General features: G+C 67.3%; 13 protein-coding genes and 1 pseudogene. 8 read left to right on the top strand and 6 right to left on the bottom strand.

The window, feature by feature from the left end; genetic code table 11:
• Nucleotides 1–16: 16 nt before the first annotated feature.
• On the top strand, nucleotides 17–9,094 hold the full coding sequence (locus OVO38_RS01855; protein WP_267207618.1) for a type I polyketide synthase: 9,078 nt from the start codon (nucleotides 17–19) through the stop codon (nucleotides 9,092–9,094).
• 366 nt (nucleotides 9,095–9,460) lie between these two features.
• Here the strand turns inward: OVO38_RS01855 and OVO38_RS12435 are convergent, their stop codons facing one another.
• Both OVO38_RS12435 and OVO38_RS01845 read right to left on the bottom strand, forming a co-directional pair.
• The gene (locus OVO38_RS12435) at nucleotides 9,461–9,661 is read right to left on the bottom strand and encodes a hypothetical protein (protein ID WP_240511780.1); all 201 of its coding nucleotides are present in this window, start codon (nucleotides 9,659–9,661) and stop codon (nucleotides 9,461–9,463) included.
• A gap of 190 nt (nucleotides 9,662–9,851) precedes the next feature.
• Complete coding sequence (locus OVO38_RS01845; RefSeq protein WP_233125495.1) at nucleotides 9,852–10,148, bottom strand: hypothetical protein; 297 nt, start codon at nucleotides 10,146–10,148, stop codon at nucleotides 9,852–9,854.
• A gap of 401 nt (nucleotides 10,149–10,549) precedes the next feature.
• Here OVO38_RS01845 and OVO38_RS01840 point away from each other — a divergent pair, with 401 nt between their 5' ends.
• Entirely contained in the window at nucleotides 10,550–10,771 is a 222-nt protein-coding gene (locus OVO38_RS01840; RefSeq protein WP_095536436.1) for a hypothetical protein, read from the top strand.
• Here OVO38_RS01840 and OVO38_RS01835 read toward each other — a convergent pair.
• Nucleotides 10,762–10,905: pseudogene (locus OVO38_RS01835) on the bottom strand (HNH endonuclease); the annotation flags it as partial. The gene OVO38_RS01840 and the pseudogene OVO38_RS01835 sit on opposite strands and share 10 nt — an antisense overlap.
• A gap of 667 nt (nucleotides 10,906–11,572) precedes the next feature.
• On the opposite strand from OVO38_RS01835, the gene OVO38_RS01830 reads away from it, so the two are divergent.
• Nucleotides 11,573–11,938, top strand: a complete 366-nt coding sequence (locus tag OVO38_RS01830) for a hypothetical protein (protein ID WP_095536437.1) — start codon at nucleotides 11,573–11,575, stop codon at nucleotides 11,936–11,938.
• 17 nt (nucleotides 11,939–11,955) lie between these two features.
• On the opposite strand, the gene OVO38_RS01825 is transcribed toward OVO38_RS01830, so the two are convergent.
• Nucleotides 11,956–12,297 carry a Fic family protein gene (locus OVO38_RS01825; protein WP_416358556.1) on the bottom strand — a complete coding sequence of 114 codons (342 nt, stop codon included), beginning with the start codon at nucleotides 12,295–12,297 and terminating at the stop codon, nucleotides 11,956–11,958.
• Nucleotides 12,298–12,482: 185 nt separating this feature from the next.
• On the opposite strand from OVO38_RS01825, the gene OVO38_RS01820 reads away from it, so the two are divergent.
• Together OVO38_RS01820 and OVO38_RS01815 are read left to right on the top strand one after the other, a co-directional pair.
• Nucleotides 12,483–15,326: a PD-(D/E)XK nuclease family protein gene (locus OVO38_RS01820; protein ID WP_267207616.1), complete on the top strand. Its 2,844-nt coding sequence runs from the start codon at nucleotides 12,483–12,485 to the stop codon at nucleotides 15,324–15,326.
• Between the two features lie 19 nt (nucleotides 15,327–15,345).
• Nucleotides 15,346–18,840 (top strand): UvrD-helicase domain-containing protein, encoded by a 3,495-nt coding sequence (locus tag OVO38_RS01815; RefSeq protein WP_267207615.1) that lies wholly within the window; start codon nucleotides 15,346–15,348, stop codon nucleotides 18,838–18,840.
• Nucleotides 18,841–18,919: 79 nt separating this feature from the next.
• Here the strand turns inward: OVO38_RS01815 and OVO38_RS01810 are convergent, their stop codons facing one another.
• Entirely contained in the window at nucleotides 18,920–19,414 is a 495-nt protein-coding gene (locus OVO38_RS01810; protein ID WP_267207614.1) for a hypothetical protein, read from the bottom strand.
• Nucleotides 19,415–19,551: 137 nt separating this feature from the next.
• On the opposite strand from OVO38_RS01810, the gene OVO38_RS01805 reads away from it, so the two are divergent.
• From OVO38_RS01805 to OVO38_RS01795, 3 genes are read left to right on the top strand one after another with little or no spacing between them, the layout of a single operon-like run.
• Nucleotides 19,552–21,090, top strand: a complete 1,539-nt coding sequence (locus OVO38_RS01805) for an acyl-CoA carboxylase subunit beta (protein ID WP_267207613.1) — start codon at nucleotides 19,552–19,554, stop codon at nucleotides 21,088–21,090.
• Between the two features lie 48 nt (nucleotides 21,091–21,138).
• Complete coding sequence (locus OVO38_RS01800) at nucleotides 21,139–21,354, top strand: acyl-CoA carboxylase subunit epsilon (protein ID WP_095278771.1); 216 nt, start codon at nucleotides 21,139–21,141, stop codon at nucleotides 21,352–21,354.
• Nucleotides 21,355–21,358: 4 nt separating this feature from the next.
• Nucleotides 21,359–21,949, top strand: coding sequence for a Maf family protein (locus tag OVO38_RS01795; RefSeq protein WP_267207612.1), 591 nt, complete (start codon nucleotides 21,359–21,361; stop codon nucleotides 21,947–21,949).
• Here the strand turns inward: OVO38_RS01795 and OVO38_RS01790 are convergent.
• Nucleotides 21,946–22,467: an ankyrin repeat domain-containing protein gene (locus tag OVO38_RS01790; protein ID WP_095278773.1), complete on the bottom strand. Its 522-nt coding sequence runs from the start codon at nucleotides 22,465–22,467 to the stop codon at nucleotides 21,946–21,948. The genes OVO38_RS01795 and OVO38_RS01790 overlap by 4 nt on opposite strands.
• Nucleotides 22,468–22,474 lie beyond the last annotated feature (7 nt).

Here is a 22,474-nt window from a genome sequence, read left to right as displayed (position 1 = left end):
CACTCAAGGAAAATTCATGACGATTCACCCCATTGCCACACTCAATTCCGCCCGCCCCGCACTGATCTTCCAGGGCCAGGGAAGCGACTGGCAGCGCGCCCTGCACGATGCCGCCTCCCCCACCGCGCGCGGGACGCTGCGCTCGCTTCTCGACGCCGCGCTTACCCTCACCGGCCCCGTCGCCCGCCCCCTCGCCTCTGCCGTGCCGGGCACGGTCGACCGACTCGGCGCGCTCCTTCACTCCGACGAAGACGTGGCGCCACTGTCCGTGGACACGCACCCGGCGGTCTCGGTGCCCGGCATTGTGCTCGCCCAGCTCGCGGCGGTGCAGCACCTGCGCGACCTCGGCTTGGAGGTAGACAACGACAACGTCCACCTCGCCGGGCACTCCCAGGGCGCGCTCGGCGTGGCCGCGGTCAAGCACCCGGAGCACGCGCTCGCCTTCGCACTCATCCTTGGCGCTGCCGCCTCGACCGCCTACGGCGCGCGCGACACGGCCCCGCGGATGCTCAGCGTGCGAGGCATCCCGGTGCCCGTGCTCACCGACCTGCTCGCCGAGCACGGCGCGCAAAAGCTCCTGTCCGTGGTCAACGGCCCGCGCCACGCGGTGCTCGCCGGCGAGCCCGCCGAGCTGGCAAGCACCCGCGAGGCCGTCGAGCACCACGCCACTTCCTTCAACGCCAAGCTGGAAGCGGCCGAGTTCGGCGGCTCCGAGCTCACCCCCATCTTCGACGAGCTGCCGGTGGCCTACCCCTTCCACCACGACAGCGACGCCAACACCCGCGCCGTCGACCTGGCTGCCGAGTGGGCCGAAGAGTGCGGCCTGGATGTGGGCGAGGACACCCCACGCGCGCTCGCGCAGGCCATCCTGGTCGACCGCCACGACTGGCCCGCCACCGTGCGCGGCCTGCTCGAGGGCGGGGCCACGCACGTCGTCTCGCTCGACTCGGCGCTCAGCGGCATGACTTCGAAGCTCGTCGCCGGCTCCGGTCTGCCCGTCATCACCGCCGATTCCGCGCGCTCCCGCGACGCGCTTGCCACCCCGGGCACCGAGATCCCCGAGGCGGTCTCGTACGAGAAGTTCGCCCCGCGCCTAGTGCGCCTGCCGGATGGCAAGGTCTACACCCAGACCCGTTTCTCCCAGGTCACCGGCCTGTCCCCCATCATCTTGGGCGGCATGACGCCCACCTCGGCCGACGGCGAAATCGTCGCCGCGGCCGCCAACGCCGGCTACTGGACCGAACTGGCCGGCGGTGGCATGTACTCCGAGGAGGTGTTCAACGAGCACCGCGACACGCTCGCCGAGCACCTCACGCCGGGCCGTACCGCCCAGTTCAACACCATGTTCTTCGACCGTTTCTTGTGGAACATGCACTTCGGCCAGACCCGCATGGTGCCCAAGGCACGCGCCGCCGGCGCACCCTTGAACGGCGTGTGCATCTCCGCGGGCATTCCGGAGGTTGACGAGGCCACCGAGATCATCGATGGCTTGCGTGGCGACGGCTTCCCCTACATCGCGTTCAAGCCGGGCACGCCCACCCAGGTCCGCGACGCGGTCGCCATTGCCGCGGCCAACCCCGACATTCCGGTGATCCTCATGGTCGAGGACGGGCATGCCGGCGGCCACCACTCCTGGGTGGACCTGGACGACATGCTGGTGGAAACGTACGCGCAGGTCCGCGAGCACGACAACGCCATCCTCACCGTCGGGGGTGGGGTGTACTCGCCCGAGCGCGCCGCAGAGCTGCTCACCGGTGCGTGGGCGCAGAGATTCGAGATGCCGCACATGCCCGTCGACGCCGTCTTCTTGGGCACCGTCGCGATGGCCACCAAAGAGGCGAAGGCCACCGATTCCGTCAAGGACCTGCTGGTCAACACGAAGGGGCTCAGCCCCGCGGACAACGGTGGTTGGGTGTCGCGTGGTTCGGCGCGCAACGGCGTGGCGTCGTCGCAAAGCCACTTGCTCGCCGACATTCACGACCTGGACAACTCCTTTGCCAAGGCCTCCCGCCTGATCACCAACATGCCGGCCGAGGAGTACCACCAGCGTCGCGAGGAGATCATCGCCGCACTCGCCAAGACCTCCAAGCCGTTCTTCGGCGACATCGAGGACATGACCTACGCCGAGTGGGTCGAGCGCTTCATCGAGCTGGCGCACCCGTTCATCGACACCTCGTGGGACGCCCGCTTCGTTTCCACGCTGCGCCGCATCGAAGCGCGCCTTGCACCGCAGGATAGCGGCGAGATTGAAAGCCAATTCGCCGACGGCCCGCAGGATCCGCACGAGGCGTTTGCCCGCCTCATCGAGGCCTACCCGCAGGCCCGCGAGATCCACGTCTCCCCGCGCGATGCCGCCTGGTGGATCTCCCTGCACTACGCGTACCCCAAGCCCATGCCGTGGGTCCCGGCGATCGACGGTGACCTGCAGATGTGGTTTGGCAAGGACACGCTCTGGCAGGCCCAGGACCCGCGCTACACCGCCGACGAGGTCCGCATTATCCCCGGCCCGGTCGCCGTCGCGGGCATTACCCGCAAGAACGAGCCGGTCGCAGAGCTGCTCGACCGCTTCGAGGCCGCCACGACGCAGGCGCTTCTCGACGCCGACGTCACCCCCACCGACCGCTTCGCCCGCCTCGCCGACGCCACCAGCGTCGAGGAGTACCTGCGCGCAGCCCCAACCTTGTTCTGGCACGGGCACCTGATGGACAACCCGGCCTACACCATGGACGACACCAGCTTCGAGATCTTCCACGATTTCTCCGAGGACGAGGCCGGTGAAGGCGGGCTGGCCATCCGCATCCACACCGATTCCTACTGGGACGATCTGCCAGAGAACCAGCGCCCCTTCTACGTGCGCGATGTGACCATCCCGGTCAACCTGCCCGAGGGCGTGCACACCGGCGCCTCCCCCGTGGTCGACGACGCGCGCCTACCGAAGGCCGTCTTCGACCTGCTCGCGGGCCTGGCCGGCGTGGGCTCGGTGTCCGAGGCCGGCGATGCGATCACCGAGCTGCCGTCGATCATCGCGGGATCCGCGGACGAGGCGCACCCCTTCGGCCTTGCGCGCACCAGATTCCACCTGCCCGCTTCCCTGCTCAAGGCACACACCGCAGTCACCGGCGCGGCTCTGGGCACCGATGTCCCCGACGGCACGCCCGACGCGCTGGTCGGCCCGTGTTGGCCGGCGATCTACACCGCGCTCGGCTCCGCCACCCTGCCCGACGGCTTCCCGGTCATCGAGGGCCTGCTCAACGCCGTCCACCTCGACCACCTCATCTCCCTTGCACCGGGCACAGACCTGCACGCGCTTGCCGACGGCCGCGAGCTTTCCGTCACCTCCTGGTGCAGCGGCATCGAAGAGTCGGTCTCCGGGCGCATCGTCACGGTTGAGCTGCGCATTGAGGACGGTGAGCGCGCCGTCGTGAAGCAAATGCACCGCTTTGCCATCCGCGGCCGGGCGACGACAACCACCCCGCCGAGCGCCGGACCGGAGTACGGCGGCGTGGACGCACACATCGAGTCGACCCCGCGCTCCTTCGTCGACCGCGCGACCGTCACCGCACCTTCCGACATGACGCCTTTCGCCCTGGTCTCGGGCGACTACAACCCGATCCACTCCTCCTACAACGCCTCCGGGCTCGTCGGCCTGAGCGCACCGTTGGTGCACGGCATGTGGCTGTCTGCCACCGCGCAGCACCTCGCGGGGCGCCACGGGCGCGTGACCGGCTGGACCTACTCCATGTACGGCATGGTGCAGCTTGGTGATGAGGTGGAGCTGACCGTCGAGCGCGTCGGACGCGCCGGCATCCAGCCCGCGCTTGAGGTGACCTGCCGTATCGGCGGCGAGGTTGTCTCGCGCGGCCAGGCACTACTCGCGCAGCCGGCCACTGCCTACCTCTACCCGGGCCAGGGCATCCAGTCCGAGGGCATGGGCGCCGACGACCGCGCGGCCAGCCCCGCCGCCCGCGAAATCTGGCGACGCGCCGACGCGCACACCCGCGAAAACCTGGGCTTTTCCATCCAGCGAATCGTGGACGTCAACCCGACCGAGCTCACCGTGCGCGGCGAAGTGTTCAAGCACCCCGACGGCGTGCTGCACCTGACGCAGTTCACGCAGGTAGCGCTCGCCGTGGTCGCGTACGCGCAGACCACCCGCCTGCGGGATGCGGGCGCGCTGGCCATCGGTGCGATGTACGCGGGCCACTCGCTGGGCGAGTACACCGCGCTCGCCTCGCTGGGCAACATCTTCGACCTGGAATCCGTCATTGACGTGGTCTACTCCCGCGGCTCTTCCATGGGCTCGCTGGTGCCGCGCGATGCAGAGGGCAACTCCGACTACGGCATGGGCGCGCTGCGCCCCAACATGATCGGAGTGTCCGATGAGGAAGTCGCCGACTACGTCGCCCAGGTGGCGGCCGATACCGGCGAGTTCCTCGAGATTGTCAACTACAACATCAAGGGCCAGCAGTACTCGGTTGCCGGCACGAAGCGCGGGCTTGCCGCCCTGGCCGAGCGCGCCAACGCTGTGCGCGAGCGCGCCTACGTGCCCGTGCCGGGCATCGACGTGCCCTTCCACTCGCGCGTGCTGCGCTCCGGGGTGGCTGACTTCGCCGCCAAGCTCGACGAGCTTCTGCCCGCGCGTATCGACGTCGACGCCCTCGAGCACCGCTACGTGCCCAACCTGGTCGCGCGCCCCTTCGAGCTCACGCAGGACTTCATCGACGCCGTGCGCGCCGAAGTGCCTGCCGACGACCGCACCTCCCAGGACGCACTCGCCGCGCTAAACCCAGCGACGATGGACCGCTCCGACGTCGCCCGCGTCCTGCTGATCCAACTGTTGGCCTGGCAGTTCGCCTCGCCAGTGCGCTGGATTGAGACCCAGGACCTCATCTTCGCCCGCGTCGAGCAGGCCATCGAGATCGGCCTGGCGTCCGCACCGACTTTGACCAACCTGGCCAAGCGCGAGATGGCAGTGACCGGCCACCACATCCCCGTGGTCAACGCGGAGGCGAACTGGGAGCAGGTCACGCTCAGCGACACCGTCGCAGCCCCGGAGCCGGAGGCAGCGGAGGAAGCAGCAGAAGCGGAGGCGGAAGCACCGGCCGACACCGCGCCTGCCGAGCCGGCACAGGCTGCGCCTACGGCACCTGCCGCGGCACCGGCAGCCGCCCCTGCCCACCCCGCCTCCGACCTACCGTTTAGCGCCGCCGACGCGATTGGCGTGCTGTTTGCCTTCCAGAACAAGATCCGCCCCGAGCAGATCACGGACGCAGACACCATCGAGGAGCTCACCGGTGGCGTCTCCTCGCGCCGTAACCAGCTGCTCATGGATATGTCCGCGGAGCTCGGTGTGCCCGCCATCGACGGTGCCGCCGAAGCCGACGTGGTCACCCTGCGCGAGCGCGTGAACACCGCAGCACCCGGCTACGCCCCCTTCGGCTCCGTGCTCACCGAGGCGATCGGCGCGCGCCTGCGCCAGGTCCTCGGTGCCGCGAGCCTGGCGCCTTCCCACGTCGCCGACTACGTCACCGGCACCTGGGCGCTGCCCGCAAGCTGGGTCCCGCACGTCGAGGCCACCGTCCTGCTGGGCACCCGCGAGGAAGATTCGGTCCGCGGCGGCACCCTTGCCACCCTGCCGCAGGCCAGCTCCAAGGCGGAGGTCGCCACGCTTCTCGACGCCGCCGTCGAACTCGTCGCCGCCAACCACAACCAAGAAGTCGCCAAGGCCTCTGCCGCGGCGTCCTCCGGTGGCGGGGTCGTCGACTCCGCAGCGCTCGACGCCTATCGCGAGGAGGTTGCCGACACGCTGGTGGCCACCGCGCGAACCCTGCTGGACAAGCTCGGCGTGGACACGGCCCCCGCGGACACCTCCGCCGACGCCGAGGCAGCCGCCGAGGCCCGCACCGTGCTCGACACCATTGAGGCCGAGCTCGGCACGAACTGGATCTCGCAGGTCTCCCCCGTCTTCGACGCGCGTCGCGCCATCCTCTTCGACGACCGCTGGGCCCAGGCCCGCGAGGACCTCGCCCGCATCGCCACCGGCGACACCGGCGAAAACACTTCCCGCTTCGCGCCCACGCGCTTCACCGGTACCGGCCAGACGATCGCCGATCAGGCCCGCTGGTACGCCGCGCGCAGCGAAGGTGAAACGCGCAAGACCCTGGAGAAGATCGCGACCAACGCGCTTTCCACCCCACAGCTCGAGTACGCAGACGACGTCGCGCTTGTCACCGGCGCCGCGCCTGGCTCTATCGCCACTGCCCTGGTCGAGCGCCTACTCGAGGGAGGCGCGACCGTGATCATGACGGCATCGCGGGTCACCCAGGCGCGCAAGGAGTTCGCGCGCATACTCTTCCGCGACCACGGCACGCCCGGCGCGGCCCTCTGGTTGGTACCGGCGAACCTGTCGTCCTACCGCGACGTCGATGCGCTCATCGACTGGATCGGCTCTGCCCAGCGCGAGACCGTGGGCAACGAGGTCAAGCTGATCAAGCCGCCCCTAGTCCCCACACTCGCCTTCCCGTTTGCCGCGCCTGGTGTCTCGGGTTCGCTGGCAGAGGTCGGAGGAAACACCGAGACGCAGGCAAGGCTGTTGCTCTGGTCGCTGGAGCGCACTATCGCCGGCCTTGCGCGCCTCGCGCAGGGTGCGGACGTGCCCACCCGCGCGCACATCGTGCTGCCGGGCTCGCCGAACCGCGGTACCTTCGGCGGTGACGGCGCGTACGGCGAGGTCAAGGCCGCGCTCGATGCGATCGTGAACAAGTGGAACGCCGAGACCGGCTGGCCCGAGGGGGTTACCCTCGCCCAGGCGCGCATCGGCTGGGTTGCTGGCACGCACCTCATGGGCGGCAACGACGTGCTCATCCCCGCCGCCCGCGAAGCCGGCATCCACGTCTGGGCCCCGGAGGAGATTTCCTCCAAGCTCATGGGTCTGGCCAGCACCGAGTCGCGCGCGAAGGCGCAGGAGCGCCCGCTGGACCTGGACCTCACCGGTGGACTCGCGGACTCGGGCGTGTCCATCGCGGAGCTCGCCCGCGGGGCGAACATCGAGACTGCCCCGGCGCAGGAGACCAGCACTGCATCCGACGCCCCGCGCATCAAGGCGCTGCCGAACGTGGCCAACCCCGCCCAGCCGGACGGCTCGGCGATCGGCCAGCTCGGCAAGGTCACCTGCCCGCTGGACGACATGATCGTCATCGCCGGTATCGGCGAGGTTTCCTCCTGGGGCTCTGGCCGCACGCGCACGGAGGCCGAGTACGGCATCCAGCGCGACGGCGCGGTCGAGCTCACCGCCGCTGGCGTGCTCGAGCTCGCCTGGATGACGGGCCTTGTCCGCTGGGCGGAAGACCCCACCCCGGGCTGGTACGACGCCGACGGCCAGGAGGTGGCCGAGGAGGATATCGCGGACCGCTTCCGCGACGAGGTCATCGCGCGCGCCGGCGTGCGCCGCCTGAGCGATAAGTACTTCCTCACCGACGGCGGCTCCATCGATCTCACCGAGGTCTTCTTAGACCGCGACGTCACCTTCACCGTGGCGAACGAGGCAGAAGCTCGCGAGTTCGCCAAGGCCGCCCCGGACAAGACCCGCATCACCTGCACCGACGGCGAGTGGCAGGTCACCCGCCTGGCAGGTGCCACCGCGCAGCTGCCGCGCAAGGCGACGCTGAGCCGCTCCGTCGCCGGCCAGATGCCGGAGGGCTTCGACCCCGCCAAGTGGGGCATCCCCGCCCAGATGGTGGACAACATGGACCGCATCGCGGTGTGGAACCTGGTCACAGCAGTCGACGCGTTCATCTCCGCGGGCTTCACCCCTGCTGAGTTGCTGCGCGCGGTCCACCCGGCGGACGTGGCATCCACCCAGGGCACCGGCATCGGCGGCATGGAGTCCCTGCACCAGGTCTTCGTCTCCCGCTTCATCGGAGAGGAGCGCCAGTCCGACATCCTGCAGGAGGCCCTGCCGAACGTGGTGGCCGCACACGTGATGCAGTCGCTGGTGGGCGGCTACGGCTCCATGATCCACCCGGTCGCCGCCTGCGCCACCGCTGCGGTGTCCGTGGAGGAGGCCGTGGACAAAATCACTCTGGGCAAGGCCGACTTCGTCATCGCCGGCGGCATCGACGATGTCCAGGTCGAGTCGCTCCAAGGCTTCGGCGACATGAACGCCACCGCCGAGACAGCGAAGATGACCGCGCAGGGCATCGACGACCGCTTCATCTCTCGCGCGAACGACCGCCGTCGCGGCGGCTTCCTCGAGGGCGAGGGCGGCGGCACCCTGCTGGTGGTGCGCGGCTCGCTCGCCGCGGAGCTGGGACTGCCGGTGCATGCGGTGGTGGCTTACGCCGATTCCTTCGGCGATGGCGCGCACACCTCCATCCCGGCACCTGGCCTGGGCGTGCTCGCCGCGGCTCGCGGCGGTGAGCGCTCGCGCCTGACCCGCAGCATCACCTCGCTCGGGCTTTCGCTTGACGACGTCAACGTCATCTCCAAGCACGACACCTCCACCAATGCCAACGACCCGAACGAGTCAGAGCTGCACTCCCTGCTCTGGCCCGCGGCCGGCCGCCACCCGCACGCGCCGATGTACGTCATCTCGCAGAAGTCGCTCACCGGCCACGCCAAGGCGGGTGCGGCACTCTTCCAGATCGGCGGGCTGCTCGAGGTGCTGCGCACCGGTCGCCTGCCGCAGAACGCGTCGCTGGACTGCGTCGACCCCCTCATTGCGCCGAAGGCCACCAACCTGGTGTGGCTACGTGACACCCTCGACCTCGGCGAGGGCGCGGTGAAGGCCGCGGCGCTGACCTCGCTTGGCTTCGGCCACGTCGGCGCGCTCGTCGTGCTCGCCCACCCGGGCGTGTTCGAGGCAGCACTCGCCGCCGAGGGGCGCGACGTTGAGGCCTGGCGTGCACGCGCCACCGAGCGCCTGCGCGCCGGTGCCGGCCACCTGGAGGCAGGCATGGTCGGACGCGCCGCCCTGTTCGAGCAGGTGCACAACCGCCGCTTCGCCGAGGGCCACACTCACGACAGCGAGATCGCGCTCCTGCTGGACGCAGACGCCCGCTTGGGCGAGGACGGGGTGTACCCGGTCGCGCCGTAGAACTTCCGGCGGTGTGTGCCGCCGGTAACGCCACCCAGTCTTGCAGGGGATATATCCACTGCACACACGAACGGGGTGGGCCACTTCCCCGGCCCACCCCGTTGGTGTGTGTTGGGTGCGGCGTACCTACACGTTCCAATTCTTCGGCGAGGACTTCGCGTAATCAATACTAATTGCTTTGAAGTGTTTCTTCGCCGCAGCGATCTTGGCGCGTTCAGTCGGACGAAGCAGGTTCGGAGCGGCTGAGACAACGTGTCCGGCACTGACAAATAGAGCAAATCACGCGCACTAACCAAACCGGCTTGGACGAGTTGGGGGTCTGTGTGAGCTCTGGAAGGAAGGTGCATGTCAAGTTGTGAGCTTCGACTAGTGCCCGGCGAACCTACTGGAGTGTCCTGCGCGACAGAGCTGGAAGAAAACCCTACCACACACATCGGCGCAGGTGGCATGCTGTGCGCTGTCAGTCGCATTCGACCGCCTGGTCAAAAGGGCCCCGATCGATGATGAACTAGCCCCCGAAAACACGCCACCGCCGTGCGGGCCGAGCCCACCGTAGGTGTCGACCATGAGCTTGCGTCCGGTCAGCCCGATGTCAACGGTGGGCCCACCGGTGACGAACCGACCGGACGAGTTGAGCAGCACGCGCTCAGCCGCGACCTCGGGCAGGTGGGCCTCGATCGCGGGGCGAAGACCGGTGTGCGCACCTCGCGTTCAAGAACGCCTGTGTCTTTGTGCGCATCGTGCTGGATCGAGACAATCACGGTGTCGATGCCGAGGGGGTGTCCAGCTCGTCGTAGACCACGCTGACCTGGGATTTGCCGTCGGGGCCGATCCCACGGATCGTGCCGTCGGTGCGGGCCGCATCGAGTCGGCGGCAGATCTCGTGGGCGAGTACGAGCGTCAGCGGCAGGCGCTGACTGGTCTTGTTCGTGGCGTACCCGTAGACGGTGCCCTGGTCGCCAGCCCCGAGGCTCGCATACACCGACTCATCACCCTCACGCGCCTCGAGAGAGCTGGTGACGCCTGCGCCGGTGTCGGCGGATTGGCGGCGCACCCACACGTAGATGAGGAACCGGTTCGGGTTGTACCCGGCCCGACGCAGTGCTTCCCATGCGCAGGCGCGCAGTGGGGCCGGATGGTGGTGGTGCGCCTGCCCGTAGCCATGACCTCAACGGCCACGCGTGCCACCGATTCGAGGGGAGAGGAAGTGGTCTGCGATCAGATCGCACCGCTTGTCGAGATGGCCGATACACACAGAATCAGCACTTCGCACTACAGACACGCGAAGGCTCCTTTCACAAAAGCGAACAACAACAAGAAAGCCCGCCCGGGTGTTGGGCAGGCAGAAAACGAAAAAGGTGGAGCCGGGGTGTTAGGATGAGGTTTCGGTATAGTGCTAGATATTATTAAGCGTCGCGTTACGCTGTTGTCGCGGCAGGAAACGAAAGAGTATCCATGTCAACGATCTACACCACCAATGAGTGGAAGGGCTACGGCAAGCAGAACTACTACTGGAACGAGTATCGGCTCGAGGGCGACACTGTCTACAAGTACAAGTGCAACCGATTCAAGTTCTTCGACGGTCATGAGAACAACTGGGAACGCGAAGAAAAACTTATCGAGTCATGGGACGTTGACGATCCGAGCATGCCCGAGTGGCTTAAGGGCTACCTGTAACGATATGTTCCCCGATCCCCGTCGAGAGCAGAGATTCGTGAGTGGCAGGGCTTGCACAAGGCCATGAGGTTGGTGAAATCGTGGCTTCCTCCGCGTGAGAGTGGGACCACGTGGTGGACTTCCTGGGTCAGGGTGAGCTGTTAGCTTAGTGATGATCTTCGACAACTGCCCCCCTGGCGCGTAATGGTCTCAGTTATCACCGCAGATTACAGGCACAGTTCGACGATGTATAACGTATCGTCGCCGCTACCGCCGTTTGCCGCTGCCGGGCGGCGGTGTGTACTCCACCAGGACCGATTTTCCGCGGGTTGGCGTCACGGGGCGTGCGTTCCATTCATCGCGAACCGTGCGGCGTTCTTCGCGGGACATTGCTGCTCGCCTCGGGATAACTTCGCCTTTGCGACCAGGGACGAACCCTATGCGTATGTTTGCCCCACCCGGGCACTCCCCGCCCTCGCGCCAGTGGCGTCGGAAAAGCCCGGTTGCCTTGTTCACCTGGACCCGCCTCCGACATACCGGACAGGTGCCGCGACCATTCACAATCTCCACGGTGGCTTCGATAGGCGGTGCTGCTGCACCGCGTTGGCGATTCCTCACGGTGCTGCCTCCTTACAGTCTCCCGGGACCGGAACGCCCGCCGGGGAGCCCTACACGCGGGGGTTGAATGCTGCCAACGATAGCCGATACGCACTAGAAGGGGAAGAAGGAACCCACGGCGGCAACCACGCCCCCCCAGATCCGACCCTCCTCCCCTAGCTAGGGCTTTCCCTCTGCGGGCGTGGCCGGCGTACCGTGGCAGGCATGAATACATTGCAAAAAGCGCTCATCCCCGTCTTCGGTGGCGCGGGCGTACTCCACTTCATCAAGCCGGAGCCTTTCGACGGCATCGTCCCCGAGCAGCTTCCCGGCAGCGCGCGGACCTACACCTACGTCTCCGGCGCGGCCGAGATCGCCACCGCAGCCCTGCTTGCCAACGCGAAGACTCGCGCGACCGGCGGCGCCGTCGCCGCAGCGCTCCTGCTCGCCGTGTGGCCGGCCAACTTCAACATGGCGTGGCAGTGGCGCAACAAGCCCTGGTACCTGCAGGCCGGCGCCATCGCGCGTCTCCCGCTGCAGATCCCGATGATCCGTGCTGGGTGGGACCTCTATAAGCAGGGCGCGAAATAACACGTGCCAGCTCGCTGCTACTTCCCTTCGGCTGCTTGGTGGGCCAGCATAAATTCGACGACGGCATCGATCGCGCGGCCGTCTTCGTCACCACGGACGTAGGCGCGAGCCAGGAGGTCGTGGAATTGCGCCTCTACGGCCCCGCTCCCCTCCCGATCGTGCGGGACCACCAACACGATGCCGTCAGGCAGGAGCGCGTTCGCAGCCAAAATCGCGGTCCGCTTGTTACCGTCCTCGAACGGCTGAGCCCTGGCCAATACGACGAAAAGCCGTGCTGCGTCAGCGGGCGTCGGGCTTGGCCCGGTCACGGTGTCGTCGATAAGCAATTGCAGCGCGTCCATATCCAAAGCCGGGGGCATATGGTCGCCGCGGTCGCGAGCCGCCCGGACCGCAAATTTTCAAATACCTTGCCAGCAGAGTAAATGACTGCGTCAAGCTTGTCCGTACGCAACATGCCTCATAGGATTGCGCCCCGCAGCCACTTTCGCCCAAACGTTCGATACTTCCCCAGCCGATGTTCGGCTGCCCAATTACTGTGGGCCACATGACAGCTACGCCCCACCCGCCCTCGTCCCCCTACGCCACCGCGCTGCTCGCGGCCGTCGATACTGCGCAAGCTGGCGACCCCCTCGCCCCGGTCACGGTGCTGTGCCCCACGCCCGCCTTCGACGATGTGGTCGCCGCCATCGCCACCGGCGGCCCACGCCTCGGGGTGGACGTGGTCACACTCGACATGCTGCTGCAGCGCGCCGCGCGTGATCAGGAGTCCCGCACGCTGCTGCAGCGCGCCGATGTCGCCGCCTTCGTCGCCCGCACCCTTGCCGACGGCGCCGAGCCAACCCCCTTCCATGAGGCCAAGCTGCATACTTCCGCGGCCACGCATGCAGCGCTTATCGACGCCCTGTATACCCTCCTCAACTCCCCCGCCGAATGGCGCGCGAACCACGGCGGCGCGCAGCTGCCCAGCATCGTCGCCGAGATCGCCCAGCGCGCCGTCGAAGAGTTCCGCGACTCTCGCTTTACCTTCCCGGACGCGGTCCGTGCCGTCGCCGAAGACCACCGCGGGGCGCTCATCACCGTCGGCGCGCTGGCCCACGACGCGCGCACTGAGTGGGCGCTGGCCCAGTTCCCGCAGGCCACGCCCGTCGAGCTGCCGAACCTGCGTGAGCACACCGAACGCATCTCGCTGATCGCCGAGCCGGACGAGGCCACCTACGTCACCGGCCGCATCCTCGACGCCGTCGCCGCCGGCACCCCGCTGCATGCAATCGCCGTGGCCTACTGCGACGACGCGGAGCTTCCTTTCCTCACCCACGCCCTCGACGAGGCGGGCATCCCCTACCACGCGCCCGCGCGCGACGTGTGGGCTCAGCACAACGTGTTCCGCGCCCTGACCGCCCTGCTCACGCTGCGCCCTGCCGAGATGCACCGCCACCAGCTCGTGGAGCTGCTCTCCACCGGCAAGGTGGCGGACGGACTGGGCCTGCGCGCCTTCGACGCCGGCTCGCGCGACCGCCTCGGCACAGCGCTTACCGGTAGCGACTGGGACGCCGTGCTCGACACCGCCGCCCGCCAGGCCGAGGACGGCACCCCGGAGCGCGAGCGCGTGCCCGAACGCAGCGTGACCGCAGCCCGTTGGGTCGTGGACCTGCGAGCCACACTCGCACCGCTGACCGAGGCCGAGAGCTGGGAGGGCTTCGCCTCCGCGTTCCGCGCCGCGGCACTCGATGTACTCGCTCTTGGGAAGCCGCAGCAGGCGATCTACCTGGACCCGCTGGTGGACCAGCTCGCCGCGCAGCAAGGCGCACTCCAGCGCGAGCGCGCCCTCGAGATCGCTCGTGAACTCGCCGCCCGCCCGGCGCACGCTACCAACACCGGTGTGCTCTCGGTGGGTCCGCTGGAGAGCCTGGACGGGCGCAACCTCCAGCTCGCGTTCATCACCGGCGCCACCGACGCTTCCCTGCCCGGCTCGCTCACCCCCAGCGCGACGTTGACGCAGGCGCAGCAGCACACCACGCCAGAGCAGTTCTTGGAACGGCGGGAGCGGACGCTTTCGGCGGCGCTGCGGGCGTCGAGAAGCATTGTGCTCACACGCGCCCGATCTGGGATCGCCGGCGGAGGCTTGACCGAGCCCTCCACCTGGCTTGAGCAGGAAGAAACCCGCGTGGGTGCCCTCTACCCGGGGCTGACGAACGGAGAGCGCACGCCGACGAGCCAGGCCGAGCTTGCGCTCGCAAACGCGCTGACCGGCCACCCGAGTAACCGGGCGGCGCGCTACGCGGAGATCATGCGGGCTCGGCATGCGGGCGTCGCCGGCGAATTTACCGGCTACACCGGCACCGACTTTGGCCTGCACACGCTGCAGAAACCGATTTCCAGCTCCGCGCTGGAGGGCTTTACCAAGTCGCCGCTGGAGTACTTTATCCAGCGCGTGACCGGCAACTGGGTGCTGGCTGACGACGCCGCGGAGATGGAGGTCGCCGCATCCGATACCGGCACGATCCTGCACGCCGTGTTTGAGCGCTGGACCAACGAGGTGTGGCTGGACAATCCCAACCGCCCCGAGCACTACGCCGACCTGGATTGGGAGGGCGAGGCCGTCGAGGTGATGGATCACACCCTAGACCGGGAACTGGCGCAGCACCGCACTGACCAGATCAACCCGCTCGTGTGGGACACCTTTGCCGAGCAGGCGCGCAAGGACGTACACGACTGGCTCGCCCAGGAGCGCAACGAGGCAGAAGAAGGCTGGACGCCACTTGCCACCGAGTTCGCCTTTGGCAACACCACCGAGGAACCGGCAGCATCCCTGCTGCTGCCGGCGCTCGGCGTGGAACTGCCCGTGAAGGGCTACGCCGACCGCGTTGATTACAAGGTGGAAGACGGCACCGTCATCTTGCGCGTGACCGATTACAAGTCCGGCAAGGGCAAGACGACAAGCACGTACGTGGAGCAGAAGACCCCGACCGGGCAGGTCAAAGACGGCGCGCCGCACTACTACTTCCAGCTGGCTTTGTACGGCTACATCGTGCGCGCGCTTGCCGCCACGGGTGATCCGGCCGTGCTTTTCCCCGGCGGGCCCGCAGAGTGGCCCGGCGAGGTTACCGAGGTGCAGGCGCGCTACTGGTTCTTCCGTGACCCGGACGACTCGCACGTGAAAATCACTGTCGACGACGACGCAGTTGCAACGCTGCAGACCAACCTAGGCAATGTCTACCGCCACATCCAGCGCGGTGCGTTCCCGCCACACGCTATCCCGGAACGCTGGGACAGCGACGAACGCTTGCGCCTCGGTGTGTCCAACTACAACGCGCTAACTGCGATTATGCCGCCTTTGGACTTCGAGCAGCCCCTGACCACCGAGTACACTGCGCCCGCCGACGCCTAGCCCCGCGAGAGGAAAATCAATGACTCAAACACATTTTGCCGACCGTCTCGTCGAGGACGAAGCCAACCGTGAATTCATCCAGAACCAAGTCGAGCTCTCCTGCTTCGTCGAGGCGGGTGCCGGCTCCGGCAAGACCGTCATGCTCATCCAGCGCCTGCTCACGCTGATCATCGAGCGCGGCACCCGCATTGATCAGATCGCCGCAATCACCTTCAACGAAGCCGCAGCCGCGGAGCTCACCGCCCGCTTGCGCCGCGCGCTCATCCAGGTGCGCGACACCGGGGCATACACGCTCGGCAATGGGCAGCCCCGCGCATTCCACGACCCGGAGCGGGCCAAGCAGCGCGCCCAAGAAGCGCTCGAAGGTTTGCCCGGCGCCGCGCTCGGCACACTGCACTCGTTCTGCCTGCGCGTGCTCAAGCAGTACCCACTGGAGGCCGGCCTGCCACCGAAAGTCGACGCTGTCGATGACCTCGCCACTTATTTCTCCCCTGCCCAGCACAGCGAGGCGATCATTGAGACCATTACCGCGCTCTTCGAGGGCAGCGAAGAAGCCACAGCAACTATCGACGCCCTGCCGACGAACATCTCCGCAGCCGAATTCATCACCCAACTGCAGTACCTCCTGGGCGGGGGCGTGACCTTCAAGCACCTGCAGGAGCTGGTCGAGTGGATGGACGCGCACTGGGGCGAGCTCGGCGCCACGATCAAAGCGTCCGCTTTCGAGGCCCCACCCGAAGACGAGCTACGAGCCAGCCTGCGCAAGCAGCTGCGCCTGATCCGCGATCGCGCCTACGCCTCGGGCGTCTCCGACAAACTCCTCGCCTTCTTCGATGACCGCCTGGCCGAGCTCGACGCGGCGGACTCCCTCGCCGAGCTCAAGTTGTCTAAACCTGGCAACACCGGGGGCAGCAAGCCGGAAGCGAAGCTGGCCAAGGAGGAGTACAAGGACTTCCTCGAGCGACTCGATGAGCTTGGGTGCTACGCGGGGTACGCGGCGACGTCGACAATCGCTCCCATACTCGCGGCCCTCGTGCTCAGAGCCGCCAACGCGCGCCACCGCACCGGCGTCCTCGAGTTCCACGACATGATCTACCTGACGCAACAGCTCGTGGTCGACGACGAGGTGCGCGCAAAGCTGCATGAGCAATACCGCGTCATCTTCGTCGACGAATTCCAAGACACCGACCCCGCGCAGCTCGACATCGTCACCGCAATCGCCCGCGGGCCGCACGACACCCCGCAGCCCGGCCGCCTGTTCATGGTCGGCGACCCGAAGCAGTCGATCTACAAGTTCCGCAACGCCGACATCGACACCTACGTCGCCGCACGCACCAGCGCCGCCGCACGCGATGCCGACCATGGTGTGAAGCAGCTCTCGCGAAACTTCCGTTCCTCGGAAGCGGTCGTCGCCGCTGTCAACGAGCTCTACGGGCAGCTTTTCGACGCCCACGCGAGCTCCAACGACGGCCCCGCCCAAGCCCACTACGTGCCCATGCTCCCCCAGGACGCTGCGGAAGGCCGCGAGGGCGCGTTCATCGTGCTGCAGGACGCAGACGCGGAAGACCTGCCGCCCGCCGAACTGCGCGAACGCGAAGCCGCCGACGTTGTCGCGCTCATTCGTGCGGCGGTTGCCGGTGCGGACCCTCGCTTCGTCCACCACAGCGGTGCGCAAGCCGGAGCGCCCCTGCGCTACTCCGACATCGCCATCGTCGTGCCCACCCACAACGATGCGCTGCGCCTGATGCAGATCCTCGGCGACGCAGACATCCCCTGGGTTTCCGAGGGCTCCGGCGCGCTTTTTGCCACCCCGGAGCTGAACGACCTGTTCACTGTACTGCGCGCAGTGGCCGACCCCGCTGACGACTTCACCCGCATCGCTGCCCTGCGCACCGCACTTCTCGGCTGCTCGGATGCGGACATCGCTCGGTGGGCGCAGGTACGCCGCGAGCACCTCCATGAAGCCCCGGAGTCGCTCGAGGCCGCGATTACGCAGGATGAGGTTGCTGCGAGCGTCGACACTTGCGTCGAGCAGCTTCGCCGACTTTCCGCGGAAGCACAGCGCACCGATGCGGCGACCATGGTGCGCCGCATCGTCGCGGAGTTCGGACTCGCGGAGGCCTACGCCGCAAGTGGCCACCCCGACCACCTCCCGCGCGTGGAGACGTTGCTCACGCTCGCTGACCGCTTCTCTGCCACAACCGGGCTCGGCCTCCGCGAATTTGTTCGCTGGTCTGACACCCAAGCTGAAACCAACCAGGGCGTCTCCGAGCCTCTGCTTGATACCGGCACCGACGCAGTTCGCTTCATGACGATCCACAAGTCCAAAGGTCGCGAGTTCCCCATGGTCATCGCCGCTGGCATGTCCGGCCACACCTCGAACAGTCGCGCGGTACGATCCTTCTCCCGAGCAGATAGCATCGCGCAGTTCAAGCTCAAGGACGCGCAGACCCCCAATTACCTCGTTGCCAAGGCCTTCGACGACGAAGCCGACGCCAACGAGCTGATCCGCCTGCTCTACGTCGCCATGACGCGCGCCAAGTCCGTCCTGGCTATCCCGCTGCAACTCAAGAAAAACAGGCCCAAGAAGAAGGGCGGACCACGCGAGTACACCAAAGCGCAGCGCGGCGCGAAGCTCGCCGAGGTCATCGACGACTCCACCCAATACGCCCCCATCGCCCGTGAGGAACTGCCCGGTTTCGATGCCATCGCGGCGCCCAAGGCACAGGACGCCGACCGCAGTGCGCCGAACGCAGAGCGCTTCACTACGAGGGCCGAGGCACTCGCCAAGGCGACCGGCATCACCCAACGCATGGGTGTCACCGCCATCGCTCACGCTAAGGACCAGGCCAACCCCGAGCCCACCGCCGACCCTGCCAGCGCGCAGCCAGCGCAGTCCCGTCCAGCTGACGACGCCCTGCCTCGCCACACGCAGATCACCGGCGCCCGCCTGCGCCACTCCCTCGACGAGCGGGTCGCTGAGGCCGGCTTCCCGGCCCGCCAGATCAACAGCGGTCTCTACCGGGACAACGCCGGCACCGACTTCGGCACCGCAGTCCACGACGTGATGGAGCACCTGCCCCAGGGCGACGAGCTCGAGCAGGTCGCCGCCACAGTGGCTTCGCTCTACGAGCTGCCGACCTCGGCCGTGAAAGACGTGGTGCGCGTCGCCGCGAGCTTCGCCGAGTCTGCACCGTACGCGCGCAGCCTCGAGCCGGACGCGCAGGCGCAGCGGGAGCTGCCGGTCATTGGCACCGTCGACGGCACCGCCGTCAACGGCTTCATCGACCTGCTCTACCGCGACACCAACAGCGATACCTCCGGGTGGGTCATCGCCGACTGGAAGACCGACGTCACCGCGAAACCAGAGACCGTGACCAGCTACTTCCTGCAGCTGGACATCTACGCAACGTTCCTGGAGCAGGCGCTTGGCGAGCCGGTGACTCGCCTCGAGCTCATCTTCGCCGGGGTCGAAAAGCCGCAGGTGGTGGTGTTTGAGCGTGGGCGTCGATAAGCGATAAACCCAAACGCAAACGGCGGGTGCCTCGAACAACTCGAGGCACCCGCTCAGTGTTTGGGTGAGCCAGAAGTGATTAGAACTTCGGCAGGCCCGGGATGTTCGGCAGCAGGCCAGCCTGGTACGCGCCAGCAATCAGCGCGAGGACCAGCGCCAGGCCGCCAGCGACACCGGCAGCGATCTTCTGCTCCTTGGAGGAACCCTCGGCTGCATCGCCCTGGTCACCAGCCTTGGCCTCAGCCCACCAGTTTTCCTTGGTCAGCTTGGCGATGGTGGTGTTGTCGATGTACTTGCCACGCACCGGATCCTCGCCCTCGGCAGCTGCGAGGATGTCCTCGGAACCAGCGCCCTTGAAGAAGAACGGCACGAGCTGGTTGGTGTGGTCGCCGGAGTTGTACTTGTGCCCCGGTGCAGCCTGACTTTCGCCGGCCAGCGGGGAGAAGCCCGGGACATCGTTGGCGCCGGTGAGGTAGCCGGTCTCGTGGTCGGCGGTGACAATCAGCAGGGTCTCTTCCCAGGAGGGGTTGACCCCCGTGCCATAGATAGGAACACCCCCAGATTTCGGCTTCACAACGCCTGGGTAAAGCTTTTGCAAAACATGTATAGGCTGACACAGCATTCGCAGAGAAACGCTTATGCCCGACCGGACGATACAACGTGTGGTTTTATCTTTGGTGCACAACAGATAGGGGCATAGACTGAGGGCTTATGGGCGACAAGACTGCAAAACCCGATTTGAAGACCACCGCGGGCCGCATCCAGGACCTGCGCAACCGCCTGGACGAGGCGCGCACGCCGGCCGCTGATCGCGCGGAGGCGCCGACCGAAGGCGCGATGACGGCACGCGCGCGCGTGGAGGCGCTGCTCGACGACGGTTCGTTCGTGGAAACCGACGCGCTCGCGCGCCACCGCGTCGAGGCGTACAAGATGGATCGCACGAAGCCCGCCACCGATGGCGTCATCACGGGCTATGGGCTTATCGACGGCCGCCGGGTCTGCATCTTCAGCCAGGATCCCGACATCTTCGACGGGGCCATCGGCGAGGTCTACGCCGAGAAAATGCTCAAACTCTTTGATCTGGCAACCAAGACCGGCGTACCGGTCATCGGCATCTACGACTCGGTCGGTCCGCGCTGGCAAGAAGGCATTGTCACCGCCCACATGCAGGCCAAACTGCTGCGCGCCGCCACCCACGCCTCCGGCCTCGTGCCGCAGATTGCGCTGGTGGCCGGCGAGGTCGCCACCCTCGCGGCGACCACAGTGCCGCTTGCCGACGTCACCGTGATGGTCGAAGGCGCGAGCCTCCACCTGTCCGACACCGGAATTGTCAGCCAGGTCTCCGGCACCGCGACGACCGCAGACGCGCTCGGCGGGGCGAGCGTCCATGCCGCCACCACCGGTCTGGCACACGTCGCCGCCGCGGACATGGCGGGAGCGCTCGATGCGGTGAAGCGCATCGTAAGCTACCTGCCGCTGAACAACCTGGCTGCCTCCCCGCTCGGCGCGGACGCAGAACGCGCTACCGCAGAGGGCACAGAGGGCGCCGACACCGATCTGGACACCATAATCCCCGACGACGACGCGCAGCCCTACGAGGTCGCCGAGATCGTTGCCGCGGTCACCGACGGCGACTTCTACGAGCTCGGCGCCGACTTCGCCGGCAACGTACTCACCGGGTTCGCGCACATCCACGGCCGCGCCGTCGGCATTGTGGCCACCCAGCCAAGCGTGCTCGCCGGCTGCCTCACCGAGGCCGGCGCACGCAAGGCTGCCCGCTTCATCCGCACCTGCGACGCGTTCAACCTACCGATCGTGCAGTTCGTGGACTCCCCAGGCTTCGTCCCCTCCACCGAGGAGGAGCACGCCGGCGCGCCCGCCGGTGCCGCCGCGCTCGCCTACGCTTTCGCCGAGGCGCAGGTCGGCACGATCACCGTGGTTACCCGCAAGGCGCTCGGCACCGCCTACACGGTGCTCGGCTCCAAGGGCCTGGGCGCCGACTTGGTGTTCGCGTGGCCTACTGCGCAGATCGCGCTTGCCGACGCCCCCACCGCCGCCGGCCACCTCAACGTCGATGCCGAGAAGTACGCCGAGGAGAACCTCAACCCGTACGCGGCCACCGAGCGTGGGCTCGTCGACGCGGTCATCCCGCCGTCGGCAACTCGCCGCCACGTCCTGGAGGGCCTGCGCCTGTTGGAGCGCAAGGTTGCATATCCGGCGCAGAAAAAGCACGGCAACATCCCGCTGTAGCCGATATACTTTCGCTACACTAAATTCTTTCTCGCTGAAAGGAATGCTATGACTGCACCAACTGCCACCCGGTTCACGGTGACCAAGGGCAACCCCACCGAGGACGAGCTCGCCGCGCTCGCAACCGTCCTTACGGACCTCCAGGCAGCCGCGAAGGCGAAGCAGCAGCCTGCAGACCAGAACCGCTGGGGCGCCCCCGCCCTGGCACACCACGGGGAGCAGCTGTTCAACCCGCACGCATTCGCCAACGTCACCTACTTCTAACCCCATGCGCCTCGTTCTCGCCTCCCAGTCCCCCTCGCGCCGCATGCTGCTTGAGCAGGGTGGCGTCACCCCAGTGTTGCGACCCGCCCACATCGACGAGGACGCGATCATCGCCGAGCTTGGCGTGGCGGAGCCGCGCGTGATCGTCGAAACGCTTGCGCGCACGAAGGCTGAGACCGTGGCCGCCGACTTCCCCGACGATGTCGTCGTGGGCTGCGACTCCATGCTGCTTCTGGGCGGCGAACTGCTGGGCAAACCCCACACCCCGGAGCGCACCATCGAGCGGTGGAAAGCCCAGCGCGGCCGCACCGCGCACCTGCTGACCGGCCACGCCGTTGCGCATAAGGGCGAGTGGGTCGTGGACACCATTTCCACCGCAATCCGCTTCGGCGACGTCTCGGACGCCGACATCGAGGCCTACGCCGCCTCCGGCCAACCGCTCGAATGCGCCGGCGCGTTCACGCTCGAAGCGCTGGGCAGCTGGTTCATCGACTCCATCGACGGCGACCCTACCAGCGTCATCGGCCTATCCATGCCGCTGCTTCGCCGCTGCCTCTACCGCTTCGGCCTCAACGCCTCCGACTTCTGGGACTAGTACCCGCGGGCAGAAAGGAACTCGTCGAGCACAGCGAGGCCTTCGGGGTTCGCGTCCACGCACATGCGTAGCCAACCACCGATCGTGTTTTTCGGGTTGCGCACGCTCGACGGCAGGCTCAGGTCGAGCTCCTCGGTGCCGAACAGCGCCTCGTAGACGGGGCGGCGCTGTGCATCATCCATCCCCATGTCAATGGCCAGCTTGATGGGCACGTCCCCGCTACGGTTACGGAAATTCACGTCCGCGCCGCCGTCGATAAGCCTTTGCACCAGCGCGGCGTCGCCTGCGCCCAGCGCTTCGTGCGAGCACACCAGGGTCAGTGCGTTCTGGCCAGTGTCGACCCGCGCAGCGTCAGCGCCACCGCCCAACATGTCATTGCTGATCTTCGCGCGCGCCTCCGGGTCACCGTTGGTCAGTGCCGCGAATAGCATGTCGGTCACGTCGTTTTCTTCCGCGTCGAAGACCTCGCAGAACTCCTCGTAGGTGCCATTCCCGGCAACATAGAGCGGGCTTGCCATGGGGGCC

Origin of the sequence: Corynebacterium sp. Marseille-P8863, assembly GCF_946902955.1 — a bacterium.
GTDB classification, from domain to species: Bacteria; Actinomycetota; Actinomycetes; order Mycobacteriales; family Mycobacteriaceae; genus Corynebacterium; species Corynebacterium gottingense.
This window is presented reverse-complemented; position numbering and strand designations above follow the sequence as displayed.